Annotated in this window: 17 protein-coding genes and 1 pseudogene; 9 read left to right on the top strand and 9 right to left on the bottom strand. The window is 67.1% G+C overall.

Annotated elements, in window-relative coordinates; genetic code table 11:
- Positions 1–152: pseudogene (locus ACT541_RS19455) on the bottom strand (flagellin); the annotation flags it as partial.
- 259 nt (positions 153–411) lie between these two features.
- The gene (locus ACT541_RS19450; protein WP_476138836.1) at positions 412–675 is read right to left on the bottom strand and encodes a flagellar protein FlaG; all 264 of its coding nucleotides are present in this window, start codon (positions 673–675) and stop codon (positions 412–414) included.
- A 360-nt stretch (positions 676–1,035) separates the two neighbouring features.
- On the opposite strand from ACT541_RS19450, the gene ACT541_RS19445 reads away from it, so the two are divergent.
- The 3 genes from ACT541_RS19445 (at position 1,036) to flaF (ending at position 3,094) form a co-directional block, all read left to right on the top strand.
- A complete protein-coding gene (locus ACT541_RS19445; RefSeq protein ID WP_476138834.1) occupies positions 1,036–2,229 on the top strand; it encodes a flagellin N-terminal helical domain-containing protein in 1,194 nt (397 codons plus the stop codon).
- Between the two features lie 123 nt (positions 2,230–2,352).
- Positions 2,353–2,736: a flagellar biosynthesis repressor FlbT gene (locus ACT541_RS19440; protein WP_476138832.1), complete on the top strand. Its 384-nt coding sequence runs from the start codon at positions 2,353–2,355 to the stop codon at positions 2,734–2,736.
- Complete coding sequence (flaF, locus tag ACT541_RS19435; RefSeq protein WP_476138830.1) at positions 2,729–3,094, top strand: flagellar biosynthesis regulator FlaF; 366 nt, start codon at positions 2,729–2,731, stop codon at positions 3,092–3,094. Before ACT541_RS19440 ends, flaF begins: the two co-directional genes overlap by 8 nt.
- A 111-nt stretch (positions 3,095–3,205) precedes the next feature.
- Here the strand turns inward: flaF and ACT541_RS19430 are convergent, their stop codons facing one another.
- The 3 genes from ACT541_RS19430 to ACT541_RS19420 are packed head-to-tail and all read right to left on the bottom strand — an operon-like array spanning position 3,206 to position 5,117.
- Positions 3,206–3,703: a hypothetical protein gene (locus tag ACT541_RS19430; protein ID WP_476138828.1), complete on the bottom strand. Its 498-nt coding sequence runs from the start codon at positions 3,701–3,703 to the stop codon at positions 3,206–3,208.
- Entirely contained in the window at positions 3,700–4,026 is a 327-nt protein-coding gene (locus tag ACT541_RS19425; RefSeq protein ID WP_476138826.1) for a rod-binding protein, read from the bottom strand. Before ACT541_RS19425 ends, ACT541_RS19430 begins: the two co-directional genes overlap by 4 nt.
- Positions 4,026–5,117, bottom strand: coding sequence for a flagellar basal body P-ring protein FlgI (locus ACT541_RS19420; RefSeq protein ID WP_476138844.1), 1,092 nt, complete (start codon positions 5,115–5,117; stop codon positions 4,026–4,028). The genes ACT541_RS19425 and ACT541_RS19420 overlap by 1 nt, the downstream gene beginning before the upstream one ends.
- A 253-nt stretch (positions 5,118–5,370) precedes the next feature.
- Here ACT541_RS19420 and ACT541_RS19415 point away from each other — a divergent pair, with 253 nt between their 5' ends.
- Together ACT541_RS19415 and dksA are read left to right on the top strand one after the other, a co-directional pair.
- Positions 5,371–5,802, top strand: coding sequence for a flagellar assembly protein FliX (locus tag ACT541_RS19415; RefSeq protein ID WP_476138824.1), 432 nt, complete (start codon positions 5,371–5,373; stop codon positions 5,800–5,802).
- 179 nt (positions 5,803–5,981) lie between these two features.
- A complete protein-coding gene (dksA, locus tag ACT541_RS19410; protein WP_476138842.1) occupies positions 5,982–6,395 on the top strand; it encodes an RNA polymerase-binding protein DksA in 414 nt (137 codons plus the stop codon).
- 324 nt (positions 6,396–6,719) lie between these two features.
- Here dksA and flgH read toward each other — a convergent pair whose 3' ends face one another.
- From flgH to flgF, 4 genes are read right to left on the bottom strand one after another with little or no spacing between them, the layout of a single operon-like run.
- On the bottom strand, positions 6,720–7,481 hold the full coding sequence (gene flgH / locus ACT541_RS19405; protein ID WP_476138822.1) for a flagellar basal body L-ring protein FlgH: 762 nt from the start codon (positions 7,479–7,481) through the stop codon (positions 6,720–6,722).
- Positions 7,481–8,557 carry a flagellar basal body P-ring formation chaperone FlgA gene (gene flgA / locus ACT541_RS19400; RefSeq protein ID WP_476138820.1) on the bottom strand — a complete coding sequence of 359 codons (1,077 nt, stop codon included), beginning with the start codon at positions 8,555–8,557 and terminating at the stop codon, positions 7,481–7,483. The genes flgH and flgA overlap by 1 nt, the downstream gene beginning before the upstream one ends.
- Before the next feature lie 11 nt (positions 8,558–8,568).
- Positions 8,569–9,354, bottom strand: coding sequence for a flagellar basal-body rod protein FlgG (gene flgG, locus ACT541_RS19395; RefSeq protein WP_476138818.1), 786 nt, complete (start codon positions 9,352–9,354; stop codon positions 8,569–8,571).
- A gap of 14 nt (positions 9,355–9,368) precedes the next feature.
- A complete protein-coding gene (flgF, locus tag ACT541_RS19390) occupies positions 9,369–10,103 on the bottom strand; it encodes a flagellar basal-body rod protein FlgF (RefSeq protein ID WP_476138816.1) in 735 nt (244 codons plus the stop codon).
- 276 nt (positions 10,104–10,379) lie between these two features.
- Here flgF and ACT541_RS19385 point away from each other — a divergent pair, with 276 nt between their 5' ends.
- The 4 genes from ACT541_RS19385 to ACT541_RS19370 are packed head-to-tail and all read left to right on the top strand — an operon-like array spanning position 10,380 to position 13,398.
- A complete protein-coding gene (locus tag ACT541_RS19385) occupies positions 10,380–10,892 on the top strand; it encodes a flagellar basal body-associated FliL family protein (RefSeq protein ID WP_476138814.1) in 513 nt (170 codons plus the stop codon).
- 9 nt (positions 10,893–10,901) lie between these two features.
- A complete protein-coding gene (gene fliM / locus ACT541_RS19380) occupies positions 10,902–12,131 on the top strand; it encodes a flagellar motor switch protein FliM (protein ID WP_476138812.1) in 1,230 nt (409 codons plus the stop codon).
- A complete protein-coding gene (locus ACT541_RS19375; protein ID WP_476138810.1) occupies positions 12,128–12,634 on the top strand; it encodes a DUF6468 domain-containing protein in 507 nt (168 codons plus the stop codon). Before fliM ends, ACT541_RS19375 begins: the two co-directional genes overlap by 4 nt.
- Positions 12,631–13,398: a MotE family protein gene (locus tag ACT541_RS19370; RefSeq protein WP_476138808.1), complete on the top strand. Its 768-nt coding sequence runs from the start codon at positions 12,631–12,633 to the stop codon at positions 13,396–13,398. Before ACT541_RS19375 ends, ACT541_RS19370 begins: the two co-directional genes overlap by 4 nt.
- Positions 13,399–13,453 lie beyond the last annotated feature (55 nt).

Genomic DNA, 13,453 nt, shown 5'->3' with positions numbered 1-13,453 from the left:
GACGCGGAGGTGAAGTAGTTGACCGGGTTGTCGAGCGCCGAGTTGACCTTCTTGCCGGTGGCGAGACGGTTCTCGGTGGTCGTCTGCTGCTTGTTGATGGACTGCAGCGAATTGAGGTTCTGACGGACGCCGGTCGAGAGAATGGTAGACATGGTTTTTCACCCTTCTGGGAGCTGGATACGGCCCCTCGTTCTGAGGAGTGAGGGGAGCATGGCGCCGGGCGGGTTTCTCAAGCGTTAATCCGGCTCTGAAAATGCCCGAGGTTTCCCTTTCGCCACATGACCTTGGGTAATGTGGTGAACGAATGGTTCAGGCGACCGGCAAGGTTTTCGCGGATCTGCCGAGGTACGGACGCGCGGATGCGCGGCGCCGGGCCGGCACCGCGTCGAATGGGCGCAAGAGGGGGGGATCTCAGGCGACGATGTCGGCGGCGGAGGTGCCGGCTCCCTCGGCCTGGATCGCCGCGGTCATCACCTGGGCGAGGCGGAGGTAGGCCTCGGTCGGCATCTGGGCGACCACGTCGCCGGTGTCGACGTCGAAGGTGCGCACGATGGTGCGGCCGCTCTGCTCGTCGAAGACGACCTCCTTGGAACGCTCGGACGCCGTCGGTGCCGGCGTCGGCGGAGGCTTGGGCTTGTCGGTCGCGGCGGCGTCCTCGGTCCGAACCCGCGCCATCGCGGAGGCGGGACTGATTCTCGGGGCATCGGTTTCGCGACTCGGTGGGAGTGCCGTCGTGGCGGCGATACTGATCGTCATGGCCTGGCACCGCCTGCTGGAGTTGTCGATAGGGCCCGTTCTAGCGCTCCGGTGTAAAGGGCGGGTTGAAAATCGCCGACTGTCTTGATTTGAAACTGTCGCGAATTGTCCAGGTTTTCCGGGCTTTTTCGACCGTCCGGCCGAAAGCGCGCGCGGGGGCGTACGAATATTTCCGTGCACGCGCGCACACGTGCGAGGGCGTTAAGACGTCATTAACCCTAATGACCGTTAATGTTCACAACGCAGCTTGTGAAACGCCCGTTTCCGATGGAGCACACAATGGCCTCCACCCCGATCCTTTCGACCGGTGTTCGACAGAATCTCAATTCCCTGCAGAAGATCGCCAAGGATCAGACGGGAACCGAGAACCGCCTCGCCACCGGCAAGAAGGTCAATTCGGCCCTCGACAACCCGGTCAACTACTTCACCTCCGCGTCCCTCAACGACCGCGCCGGCGACCTGACCAACCTGCTCGACGGTGTGTCGAACTCCATTCAGACGCTGCAGGCCGCCTCGAACGGCATCGAGTCGATCACCTCGCTCGTCAAGAACGCCCAGTCGGCCGCCAAGCAGGCGCTGCAGACGGCCGACGGCGACGCCGACGCGGCGCTCTCCGGCACGGTGTCGGATCTGCGCAAGTCGACCTCGCTGATCTCGACCACCGAAGGCCCGGGCTTCACCGACGGCGACACCCTGACGCTCACCTCGGGCACGGGCACCGACGCCGAGGCCGTGACCTTCACCATCGGCTCGGGTGCCGGTGAGTATTCGACCGTCGGCGACCTCCTGAAGGCCGTCAACAACTCTTCGCTCGACGTCACCGCGACGCTCAACAGCGATGGCGAGATCGAGTTCGAAGAGACCGGCGGTCAGGATCTGGCCATCTCGTCGACCGGCACGACCGCCCTCGGCTCGATGGGCTTCGGCTCCGGCAACACCTCCGCCGAGGCTTCGACCTCCGAGACCCGCGATGCCTTCCGCAAGCAGTTCAACGACATCCTCGATCAGATCGACGCGATGGCGAAGGACGCCGGCTACAACGGCATCAACATCCTGATGGGCAACGACCTGACCACGATCTTCAACGAGAAGACCGGCAAGGATCAGTCGACGATGACCATCACGGGCGTGGTGTTCAACGGTTCGGGTCTCGGCCTCGAGTCGCTCGATGCGGGCGACTTCCAGACCAACAAGCAGGTGGAGGGTGTCCTCGACAGCCTCGACACCGCGCTCTCCACCCTGCGCACCCAGGCTTCGAACTTCGGTTCGTTCCTGTCGATGGTGCAGTCGCGGCAGGACTTCACCAACAACATGGTCTCGACGCTGTCCACCGGCGCCGACCAGTTGGTGGCGGCCGACACGAACGCCGAATCGGCGAATCTGCTCGCGCTGCAGACCCGCCAGAGCCTGTCGACCAAGGCCCTGTCGCTGGCCAACCAGGCCGACCAGAGCATCCTCCAGCTGTTCGGCTGACGCTCCGGGCGACCGAGACGACGACTATCGGCGAGCGGGCGCGACGGAAAGAAGCGTCCGCTTCGTCGTTTCGAAAGACGATCGTCGCGCCCGTGGGCGTCGACGGCAAGTGGAGAGAAGGCGATGACGCTCAAGGTCGAGATCAAACCCGGAGAGCGCATCATCATCGGCGAGAGCCTGATCACCAACGGCGGCGCGCGCGCCAAGCTCTTCATCGAGGGCGACGCGCCGATCCTGCGCGAACGCGACGTCATGCCGGCCCGCGAGGCGGATACGCCGGCGAAGCTGATCTACCTCGCGGTGCAACTGCTCTATCTCAAGCACGGCAACGACGTGGTGATGGGAGACTATCAGGCCCTGGCGCGCGAGTTTCTCGAGGCGGCACCGGGCGCTAGAGACATTGTCGAGTCCATCGATAACTGCCTGTTAAACGGTGAATTCTATAAGGGCATCAAGCAAGCGAAGCGTCTCATCGAGTACGAGGAGCAGCGGATCAACCATGTATAACAATCATGCCGCAGTCGCCTACCAACAGACGCGCCGGGCCGTCGCCTCCGGGCGAGATCTCGAATCCATGCTTCTTCTCAAGGCTGCGCGCCAGATCCAGGTCGTGCGCGACAATTGGGAGGAGAAGAAGGCCGATCTCGTGCAGGCGCTGACCTACAACCGCAAGCTCTGGACGGTGCTGATCGATCTCATCCTGCGCGAGGACAACCCGCTGCCGCAGGAGGACAAGAACAACCTGTTCAACATCTCGCTCTTCATCTTCCGGCACACGATCGAGGTTCAGGCCGCGCCGGAGCCGGAAAAGCTCGCGCCGCTGGTCGACATCAACCGTGCCATCGCCGAGGGCCTGCGCTCCTGAGACGCTTCCGATCCGCCGCCCATCGAATGAACGAAGAGGCCGCCCCGAGGGCGGCCTTTCTGCATTCCGGGGAGGGGAGGGGGAAGGGACGGGCTCGCGCCCTGCCGCGGATCACATGCGGCGATCGATCGACAGGCCGCGGGCAGTGGTCTGGGGCATCGCGGTGGGAATCGCGGCGTTGCGGCCGTAGGTGCGCGGGGCGGTCTGACGGCCGACGGCGGCGGAGACGTTGCGGACGATGCCTTCGGCGACTTCGCGGGCGATGGCGAGGGCGCCGAGGTTGGCGCGGATCTTCTCGATCGCCGCGACATGGTCGGCGCGCATGCGCTCGAGCCGCTCGGGCAGCAGCTTGGAGAGGGTGGCGAACTCGCGCTTCAGGCGGGTGCGAGTCTGGAGATAGCGGCCGAGCTGGTCGTTCTTGCGCGAGACGACGTCGGTGGCGTCGAAGAGCTTGCCGGCGCGCACCAGCGCGGTCTCCTCCTCGATGGTCGCGATCAGGCGCGCCATCGACTGTTCGAACTCGTCGAGAAAGGCGGTCGCCTCCTCCGGCGTGCGCAGGGCGCGCTCGGCGGGCTCGGCGCCCTGGAGGGCCAGAAGATCGAGGGTCATTTGGAAGCGCTTTCCTGTAGGCCGATGAGGTCGCGATAGACCATGTCGGAGATGCCGACGCCGCCCGCCTTCTGCATGGAGGCGGCGTACTGGTCGACGAGCAGGCCGCGCCAGGATTCCTCCGCCTGGCCGCCGCCGAACGGCGCCTCGGTGGAGAGACCCGAGAACATCTGCTTCATCATGGTTGAGAGGTAGACCTGCTCGAACTGGTCGGCCTGGGCGCGGGCCTTCTGCTCGCGCGTGGCGTTGCGGCCGGGGCCTTCCTGCATCTGGTGCAGCGCCGGCGTGCTCGTGGCGAGAGAGATCGTCGCGTCGTAGCCCATCACATCACCTCGATCTCGGCCTGCAGGGCGCCGGACGCCTTGATGGCCTGGAGGATGGTGATCATGTCGCGGGGGCCGACGCCGAGAGCGTTGAGGCCGTCGACCAGCTCGCGGAGGCTGACCGTCTGATTGACGATGCCGAGCTTCTTCTTGGAACTGTCGTCGACGGTCACCTGGGTGCGCGGCACCACCTTGGTCTCGCCGTTGGAGAAGGGCTCGGGCTGGCTCACCTCGGGCGTCTCGGTGACGGTGACGGTGAGGTTGCCCTGGGCGACGGCGACGGTGGAGACGCGCACGTCCTGACCCATGACGATGATGCCGGTCGCCTCGTCGATCACCACCTTGGCCGGCAGATCCGGCTCGACCGAGAGCTGCTCGATGTCGGTGATCAGGTCGACGATGTTGCCGTTGAACTTCTGCGGCAGCGTCAGGCGGACGGTCGAGGGATCGATCGGTTCGGCCGAGGGCGTACCGATCAGGTCGTTGATCGCCATGGCGATGCGGCGGGCGGTCGTGAAGTCGGGGTTGCGCAGCGCCAGACGCACGGCGTTCTGGGCGCCGAGCTTGAACTCGACCTCGCGTTCGACGATGGCGCCGTTGGCGATGCGGGCCGATGTGGGGACGCCTCGGGTCACGGAGGCCGCGTCGCCCTTGGCGGTGAAGCCGCCGACGGCGAGCGCGCCCTGCGCGATCGCATAGGCCTCGCCGTCGGCGCCGATCAACGGCGTGACCAGCAGCGTGCCGCCCTGCAGCGACTTGGCGTCGCCGAGCGCGGAGATCGCGACGTCGATGCGGGTGCCCTGCGTGGCGAAGGGCGGCAGGTTGGCGGTCACCATGACGGCGGCGACGTTGGCGGTGCGCATGTTGGCGCCGCGCGTGTTGACGCCCATGCGTTCCAGCATGGCCTGCAGCGACTGCTTGGTGAAGGGCGCGTTGTTGAGGCTGTCGCCGGTGCCGTTGAGGCCGACGACGATGCCGTAACCCACGAGCTGGTTCTCGCGGACGCCTTCGATCGAGGCCAGGTCCTTGATGCGCGAGGCCGCCGCATGGGTCGGAACGGATTGTCCGACGACCAGGGCCGCGACCAGCATGCAACGGACGATCTTGTCCAAATGAAACTTCATCGATGGAGATCTCCCCAAATCTCGACCCTCTCCTTTGCGAGCGGCGTGCCAAGTTCCGGGGGCTCCGACACGAACCGGCAACATGTTGACGACGAAGGGTTATTCGAGAATTTCGGGGGATGGTCCGAGCGGCCGATGTGCCCCAGGGGCAATTCGTGCCGATTCATGCTAGAGAGAACGGGACACGTCCCGGCAATTCCTGCCGGGAAGGAGAGACGACGTGGCGATCAGGATCGATGGACCGGGCCGCACCGGCGGCATCCAGGGAACCGGGACGACCCGGCGCGCGGAAGGCACCGGCGCGACCTTCCGTCTGCCCGAGCAGGAACAGGCGAGCCGCTCGTCGGTCGTCGGCGGGCCGATCGGGGCGACGGACGTGGCGAGCCTGCTGGCGCTGCAGTCGATCCCGCCGCAGGACCCGCGCGAGAAGAAGCGCAAGGCGGTGCGGCGCAGCCTCGACATCCTCGACGTGCTCGAAGGGGTGCGGCTCGACCTGCTCGGCGGCGGTGTCTCGCCGGAGCGGCTGGAGCGGCTGGTCGGCCTGATGGGCGGGCGCGAGCCCACCGGCGACGAGCGGCTCGACGAACTGGTCGCCGACATCGAACTCAGGGCGCGGGTCGAGCTCGCCAAGCTCGGGCGCTTCCCCGACTGATCGATGCCCGCGGCGACCGGCCGCGGACGTGGTCTGCTTCTTTCCGGGGACTGCCGACATTTTGTCCACCTCCGTCACGCTTTCTTCGTGACCTTTTCGTTCCATCGTTGTATTGGGGCGCCGCGGCGCGCATCACCGCCTTCGCCGCCCGGACCAACGTGGACCTGGAAGGGAGCATGATGTCGGTCGAAGTCACTGATTATCGTCCGTCTGACGACGAACCCTTCATGAACGAGCGTCAGCGCGAGTACTTCCGTAAGAAGCTGCTCGACTGGAAGGACGACATCCTGAAGGAATCCCGGGAAACGCTGCAGCATCTCGCCGACGAGAGCCAGAACCATCCCGATCTCGCCGATCGCGCCTCCTCGGAGACCGACCGTGCGATCGAACTCAGGGCGCGGGATCGCCAGCGCAAGCTGATCTCCAAGATCGACGCCGCATTGAAGCGTCTCGACGACGGCAGCTACGGCTATTGCGAGGAGACCGGCGAGCCGATCTCGCTGAAGCGCCTCGATGCCCGACCGATCGCCACGCTCTCGATCGAAGCCCAGGAGCGCCACGAGCGCCGCGAGCGCGTCTACCGCGACGACTGACGCGGGACCACGCACCGACGAACGAACGAGACCGAACGCCGGTCGACCCGAGGGTCGACCGGCGTTCGTCGTCTTGCGTCCTTCTGGACGATGGAGAGACGCGGCTCCCCGGGGAGAGGGAGCCGCGCCGTCTGCCGTCGCCGCCACCGCCGGGGAGGGCGGGGGGAAGGCGGCGATCGAACCCTTCGGCATTCTCGCCGCAGCTTGGGGAGAGCGTGGGCGACGAGAGGGGAAGCTTCGGGGTTCGGGGGAGGGTGGGAATGCGGGGGGAGCGGTCGTTTCGGTCGGGGGTCGGGCGGCGGGGAGAACCGCCCGGCGTCTCCGTCAGAAGGGCATCAGCACGTCGAGCACCTGGGTGCCGTAACGGGCCTGCTGGACGTCGGTGATCTGACCGCGACCGCCGTAGGAGATGCGGGCCTCGGCGATCTTGGCGCTCTCGATCGTGTTGTCGGAGGCGATGTCTTCCGGCCGGACGACGCCGGCGACGATCAGTTCGCGGATCTCGTTGTTGACCCGGACCTCCTGACGTCCCTCGATCGCCAGGTTGCCGTTGGGCAGGACCTGGGTGACGAGGGCGGCGACGTTGGTCGACAGGGTCTCCGACCGGTCGACCGAGCCGGTGCCCTGCTGCGAGGTCTTGGTGGAGTTGTTGATCAGGTTGGAGGCCGGGGCTTCGCCGGGCAGCAGCAGACGATCGGCCAGGGCGCCGGGCAGGCCGCCGACCGAGGTCGCATCGGTCTCGGTGCGCGAGCGGCCGGTCGAATTGTCGATCTTGGCCTTGTCGGTGATGACCACGGCGACGGTCAGGATGTCGCCGACGCGGCGCGCGCGCTGGTCCTTGAAGAAGGCGCGGCTGCCCTTCGACCACAGCGAGTTGGGTGCATAGGCCACCGGCTCGGCGGAGGGCATCGGCATCGAGACCGGCTTGTATCCGGCCTGGGCGGTCGGGTCCTCGACGGCGGAGAGCTTCGGCGCCTTGCCGACGTTCTCGAGCCGGTCGAGGGCGTTGGCGCAGCCGGAGAGGGCGACGGCGACCGTCAGGAGGGATGCGACGCGGCGGGCGGTGGAGAACGAGGAACGGGTCATCACGGATCGACCTTCGCGAGAGCAACGGCGGCGGGGGCGGCGACGATCTCGACGAGACCGGGGGCGGTGACCGTGCCCTGCAGGGTGCGCTTGGACTGGGGATTGAGGACGGAGACGGTGTCGCCGACGGCGGCGGCGGCGAGTGCCTGACCGCGGGTCGTCACCCGGAGCGCCTTGGCGCGGAAGATCACGGTGACGGTCTCGCCGCGGCCGATCACCTGCGGCCGGGCGAAGTCCGCGGCGGCGACCACCTGGCCGGCGCGCATCGAACGGCGGGCCTGGCGGCCGACGATCTCGGCGGGTTCGACGACGACGGAGCGGCCGTAGGCGCGGTTGCGCGGCTGACGGTCGACGCGGATGTCTTCGGCGGAGACGAGATCGCCGCGCGACAGCGACCGGTTCAGCACCGTCACCGAGACGGTCTCGGTCAGGACGCCGCGCAGATGGACGCGGTCGTTGCGCTCGCCCTGATCGATCTGGACGAGGGCGTCGAAGCGGCCGTTCTGGGGGGCGACCGACAGCGAGACGATGCGGATGGGCTCGCGCGAGCGGATGTCGGCGGCGCGCGGGGCGACCGGACCGTCGAAGACGATCTCGAGGTCGTCGAGGGTGGTGTCGGCGGCGAAGCCGGGGCGGCGCAGCGCCTCCTGGGCGATCAGGCGGGCGATCTCGGCGCTCTCGACCGAGCGGGCGAGGCGGGAGACCGAGACCTCGACGAGGCCGCCGGTCTCGGCCCCGGCGAGGCCGGCGGCGCGGGCCATGTCGACGACGCGGGCGGCGGAGACCGGGCCGGCGGTGCCGAGGTCGGGGGCGCGGAAGAGCGGGCGTTCGGCGAGCGAGCCGGCGTTCTCGAAGAAGTCGCCGATGGTGACGACGTCGGCGGAGACCGAGACGGAGGCGCGCAGCGCCGAGGTCTCGCCGGACTGGGCCGGGGCGGGGGCGATGACGGCGAGCAGCACCGAGGCGAGGATCGCGAGGCCCGCGGCGCCGAGGAGCGAGCGCACGAGGCGCTCGCCGGCTTCGCCGGTGAAGGTCACGAGACCGGGGCGGGGGCGACGCAGAGAGTCGTACTTCATGGCCCTCCTCCTCACTTCGGCGACACGGTGGCCGACATCATCTCGTCGGCGGCGCGGATCACGCGGGAGTTCATCTCGTAGGCGCGCTGGGCGGCGATCAGGTCGGAGATCTCGGTCACCGAGTTGACGTTGCCCTGTTCGAGCTGGTTCTGCAGCAGCGTGCCGAAGCCTTCGTCGCCGGGATTGCCGGTCTGCGGCGCGCCCGACGAGGCGGTCTCGAGGTAGAGGTTGTTGCCCATCGGCTCGAGGCCGGACTTGTTGATGAAGCGGGCGAGCTGGAACTGGCCGATGGTGGTCGGCGAGGTCGCGTTGCCGACCGTCACCTGCACCGAGCCCTGGGCGTTGACGGTCAGGCCGGTCGAGTTGGACGGGACCGTGATCTGCGGCTCGATCGGATAGCCGTCGGCCGTGGTGATGCGGCCCTGGCTGTCGATCTCGAAGGAGCCGTCGCGCGAGTAGCTGGTGCGGCCGTCGGGCAGCAGGACGCGGAAGAAGCCCTCGCCCTTGATGGCGACGTCGGTTTCCTTCTCGGTCGAGGACAGCGTGCCCTGCGACATGACGCGCGGCGTGGCGGCGACGCGGACGCCGGAACCGATCTGCACGCCGGTCGGCAGGATGTTGCCGTTCTCCGACGTCGCGGTGCCGACCCGGCGCATGTCCTGGTAGAGCAGGTCCTGGAAATCCGCACGCTGGCGCTTGAAGCCGGTGGTGCGCATGTTGGCGATGTTGTTCGAGATGAGCTCGACGTTCAGTTCCTGGGCCGCCATTCCGGAGGCGGCGATGTGCATGGCCTTCATGACTCGTTCTCCCCTCAGGCGACCTGGGCCAGCTTCTCGATGGCGGAGCGACGCTGGTCGTCGACCTTGCTCATCCAGGAGCTGACGGACTCGTAGGAGCGACCGACCTCGATCAGGCGGGCGATCTGCTCCACGGCGCGGACGTTGGACTTTTCGATCTGGCCCTGGACCAGACGGGGGAACTGCGTGGGCTGGGGGTCGGTCCCGGTGAAGAGGGTCTCGCCGACCTTCTTCAGCGAGCCGGTGTCGGCGAAGTCGACGACGCGCAGCTTGCCGCGCACGCCCTGCGAGGTGGAGATCGTGCCGTCGGCGGCGACGGTGATGCGGGTCTCGCTGGCCTGGAGCACCAGCGGACCGCCCTCGGTGAGCACCGGGTTGCCGTCGCGGGTGACGAGCGTGCCGTCGGGCGACAGTGCGAAGGAGCCGTTGCGGGTGTAGCGCTCGCCCTGCGACGTCTGGACGGCGAAGAAGCCCTTGCCCTCGATCGCCACGTCGAGATCGTTGCCGGTCTGGAGCATCTGACCGGGGCGGAGGTCGTAGCGATTGGCGTCGTCGAGGACGAAGCTGACCGGACGGTCCGAGCGCTTGAACTCGAGTTCGGCGGCCGGCGGCATCTTCTGTTCCTTGAACATCAGAGCCTGGGCCTTGAAGCCGTTCGTCTCCACGTTGGCGACGTTGTTGGCGATCATGTCGAGCTCGCGTCGCAGGACGAGTTGTCGCGACAGGCCGACGAGTTGCGCATTTTCCATTTCCACTGCTCCCCAGCGATCGCCCCTGCTCCCCAGCCGGTGCGATCGAGAGAAGTTTCGCAAACCCCGTGCCATATGGTTAACCATTGAAAAATCAATGGGTTGCTGAAAATCGCCGATGGCGGACGATGGGCAGGAACTGCCGGGTGGTCGGATTGGACCGGCAGGGTTTACCGGCGTTTACCTCGGTTACCAAAAAGTTGAGATTCACCAGTCGTTAACCATTCCCTCCTTAGATCTAGAGAACACGGACTCGCGTTCGATCAGGGGAGATCGATGGCCAAGAAGCCCGCCGAAAAGACCGAAGCCGAACCCGGTGCCGAAGGCGCCGAGGGCGAGGCTGCGGGCGGCAAGAAGAAGCTCTTCGTCATGATCGGCGCGGGCGTGGCCCTGCTCGCCGTTCTCGGTGGTGCGGCCTTCTTCTTCCTCGGCTCGAAGCCGAAGCCGGCGGACGGCGGGCACGACGCCCACGCCCCGGCGAAGGCCGTGATGTACGTCGATCTGCCCGACATGACCGTGAACCTCTCGGCCGTCGACGGGCGGGCGACCTACCTGAAGGTGAAGGTGGCGCTCGAAGTCTCCGACAAGGCGACGGTGGAGAAGATCACCCCCGTCCTGCCGCGCGTGCTCGACGCCTTCCAGATCTATCTGCGCGAGTTGCGCGTCACCGACCTCGACGGGTCGGCGGGGCTCTACCGCGTCAAGGAAGAGCTGCAGCGGCGGATCAACACCGCGATCGCGCCGGCGCGCGTCGATGCGGTGTTGTTCAAGGAAATTCTGGTTCAGTGAGGCGTTGGTATGGCCGGTGAAGCCGAAGACCTCGAAGATCTGGATGCGGCCTGGGGCGCGGCGCTCTCGGAGCAGAAGGGCACGGACGGCGGCGAAGACGACGATCTCGCCGCGGACTGGGGCGCGGCCCTGGCCGAGCAGGGCGTCGAGGGCTCCGACGAGCTCGCCGCCCAGATGGCCGGCTTCGACGACGCCGACTTCGATCTCGACAGCGCCACCCGCGGCGGCGACCGCATCCTGAACCAGGAGGAAATCGACAACCTCCTCGGTTTCGACGTCGACGAGCAGTTCACCAACGATCAGTCCGGCATTCGCGCGCTGATCAACTCGGCCATGGTCTCCTACGAGCGTCTGCCGATGCTCGAGATCGTGTTCGACCGCCTGGTGCGACTGACCACGACGTCGCTTCGCAACTTCACCTCCGACAACGTCGAGGTCTCGCTCGACAGCATCACCTCGGTGCGCTTCGGCGACTATCTGAACTCGATCCCGCTGCCGGCGATCCTCGGCGTCTTCAAGGCCGAGGAATGGGACAACTTCGGGCTGGTGACGGTCGATTCGAGCCTGATCTACTCGATCATCGACGTGCTGCTCGGCGGCGGGCGCGGCACCACGCCGATCCGCGTCGAGGGCCGCCCCTACACGACGATCGAGACCAACCTCGTGCGCCGCATGATCGAGGTGGTGCTGACCGACGCCGAACAGGCCTTCGCGCCCCTGTCGCGGGTCAACTTCAACCTCGAGCGTCTCGAGAACAATCCGCGCTTCGCGGCGGTGTCGCGGCCGGCCAATGCCGCGATCCTCGCAGAGTTCCGGATCGACATGGAAGATCGCGGCGGCAAGATCGAAATCCTCATACCCTACGCGACGCTGGAGCCGATTCGTGACCTTCTGCTCCAGATGTTCGTGGGCGAGAAGTTCGGTCGCGACCCGATCTGGGAAGGGCATCTGGCGACCGAGATCCATGCCGCCGAGATCGCCGTCGACGCGGTTCTGTTCGAGCGCGAGATGTCGCTCGGCCAGGTGCTCGATCTTCAGATCGGGCAGACGCTGGTCTTCGACGTCGGTCCGCGCGATCCCGTCACGCTCAAGTGCGGACCGGTGTCCCTCACCGAGGGGCGCATGGGACGTTCGGGCGAGAATATTTCGATCATGGTCGACCGCAATCTGCGGCGGCCGAAGATGACGCTCGCGGCCTTCGAGAAGGCGGCGACGAAGAAGGAGATGCAGGCGCCATGACGACCCACTGGATCGATCTCGCCGTCGAAGGGCTGGTGGCCGTTCTCCTGATCACCACGATCGCCTACTGCATGGTGCTCGATCGTCGGCTGAAGCGGCTGCGTGCCGACGAGGCCAATCTCAGGGCCACCATCTCCGAACTGCTCACCGCCACCGAGATCGCCGAACGGGCCATCGTCGGCCTCAAGGAAACGGCGGCGGACTGCGACAAGTCGCTGGCGCAGCGCCTGCGCGAGGCCGAATTCTTCAGCCAGGAGATCGGCCGCGAGCTGGGCGAGGGCGAGAAGCTGCTCAACCGCATCATCCGCATCACCGAGGCCGCCCGCGGCGCCGCCGAGGCGGTGCCGGTCGCCGCCGTCGAGCCCGCCCGTCAGGCCATGCCGCCGCGCAACCATCCCTCGGCGACGCCCGAGCAGACGACCCGTCTCGGCGATCTGCGCGCCCGTGCCGACGAGGCCTCCGAACGGCTGGGCCGTCTGAGGGCGAGAGGGGTTGCCGCATGATCCGTGTCCGACTGCTTCCGCTCGTCGTCTGCGCCGCTCTCGTGCTGCTCGGCCTCAAGGTCGTGCAGTTCGGGTTGGGCGAACGCGACGCGCGGGACGTGGTCGCGCGGGAAGTGGTCAAGGTCGATCCCACGACCGGGCGCGAGGTCGACATGATCGCCACCGGCTCGTCGGGCGGCGGCGAGGAGAAGAAGGCGGAAGAGGGCCACGGCGCGCCCGCCGCCGCGGACGGCCACGGCGTCACGCCGTCGAAGGTCGACACCAAGGTCTCGGGCGACAAGCCGAGCGAGGCCAAGCCCGTTCCCGGTCAGGAACTCCTCTCCGAGATCGAGATCCTGCAGAAGCTCGCCGAGCGCCGCAAGCTGCTCGAGGAGCGCGAGCGCCAGTTGCAGATGCGCGAGGATCTGCTGCAGGCCTCGGAAGGCCGCATCTCCAAGCGCATCGACGAGCTCAAGGGTCTCGAGGACCAGATCGGCACCGCCGAGAAGACCAAGGAAGACTCCAAGAAGCAGGAACTGGCCGACCTCGTGAAGATGTACGAGGCGATGAAGGCCAAGGACGCGGCGCGCGTCTTCGACAAGCTCGACATCACGCTGCTCGGCGAGATCGCCCGGCAGATGAACCCGAAGAAGCTCGGCGACGTCGTTTCCAAGATGGCGCCGGAACAGGCCGAGAAGCTGACCGTCGAGCTCGCCAACCGCCGCCCGAAGGAACAGGCGCGGCCGGCCCAGTCCGAACTTCCCAAGATCCAGGGTCGCAGCTGAGCGATCGGCGGCGGGCAGCGCGGGCGGAACGGCGACTTAACTCGGCGTTCACCGC

This window comes from Pinisolibacter sp. DMC100 (assembly GCF_056313705.1).
Note: the sequence above shows the minus strand (reverse complement) of the source record. Positions and strands in the feature narration are given on the sequence as shown.

What these genes read in the sequence shown, in the direction of transcription:
- flgA (WP_476138820.1), bottom strand. Translation starts at nt 8,557, where the DNA reads ATGAAGTACGACTCTCTGCGTCGCCCCCGCCCCGGTCTCGTGACCTTC.
- flgH (WP_476138822.1), bottom strand. Translation starts at nt 7,481, where the DNA reads ATGACCCGTTCCTCGTTCTCCACCGCCCGCCGCGTCGCATCCCTCCTG.
- ACT541_RS19425 (WP_476138826.1), bottom strand. Translation starts at nt 4,026, where the DNA reads ATGGGCTACGACGCGACGATCTCTCTCGCCACGAGCACGCCGGCGCTG.
- ACT541_RS19445 (WP_476138834.1), top strand. Translation starts at nt 1,036, where the DNA reads ATGGCCTCCACCCCGATCCTTTCGACCGGTGTTCGACAGAATCTCAAT.
- ACT541_RS19375 (WP_476138810.1), top strand. Translation starts at nt 12,128, where the DNA reads ATGACGACCCACTGGATCGATCTCGCCGTCGAAGGGCTGGTGGCCGTT.
- flgG (WP_476138818.1), bottom strand. Translation starts at nt 9,354, where the DNA reads ATGAAGGCCATGCACATCGCCGCCTCCGGAATGGCGGCCCAGGAACTG.
- flgF (WP_476138816.1), bottom strand. Translation starts at nt 10,103, where the DNA reads ATGGAAAATGCGCAACTCGTCGGCCTGTCGCGACAACTCGTCCTGCGA.
- flaF (WP_476138830.1), top strand. Translation starts at nt 2,729, where the DNA reads ATGTATAACAATCATGCCGCAGTCGCCTACCAACAGACGCGCCGGGCC.
- ACT541_RS19450 (WP_476138836.1), bottom strand. Translation starts at nt 675, where the DNA reads ATGGCGCGGGTTCGGACCGAGGACGCCGCCGCGACCGACAAGCCCAAG.
- ACT541_RS19430 (WP_476138828.1), bottom strand. Translation starts at nt 3,703, where the DNA reads ATGACCCTCGATCTTCTGGCCCTCCAGGGCGCCGAGCCCGCCGAGCGC.
- ACT541_RS19420 (WP_476138844.1), bottom strand. Translation starts at nt 5,117, where the DNA reads ATGCTGGTCGCGGCCCTGGTCGTCGGACAATCCGTTCCGACCCATGCG.
- ACT541_RS19440 (WP_476138832.1), top strand. Translation starts at nt 2,353, where the DNA reads ATGACGCTCAAGGTCGAGATCAAACCCGGAGAGCGCATCATCATCGGC.
- fliM (WP_476138812.1), top strand. Translation starts at nt 10,902, where the DNA reads ATGGCCGGTGAAGCCGAAGACCTCGAAGATCTGGATGCGGCCTGGGGC.
- ACT541_RS19385 (WP_476138814.1), top strand. Translation starts at nt 10,380, where the DNA reads ATGGCCAAGAAGCCCGCCGAAAAGACCGAAGCCGAACCCGGTGCCGAA.
- dksA (WP_476138842.1), top strand. Translation starts at nt 5,982, where the DNA reads ATGTCGGTCGAAGTCACTGATTATCGTCCGTCTGACGACGAACCCTTC.
- ACT541_RS19370 (WP_476138808.1), top strand. Translation starts at nt 12,631, where the DNA reads ATGATCCGTGTCCGACTGCTTCCGCTCGTCGTCTGCGCCGCTCTCGTG.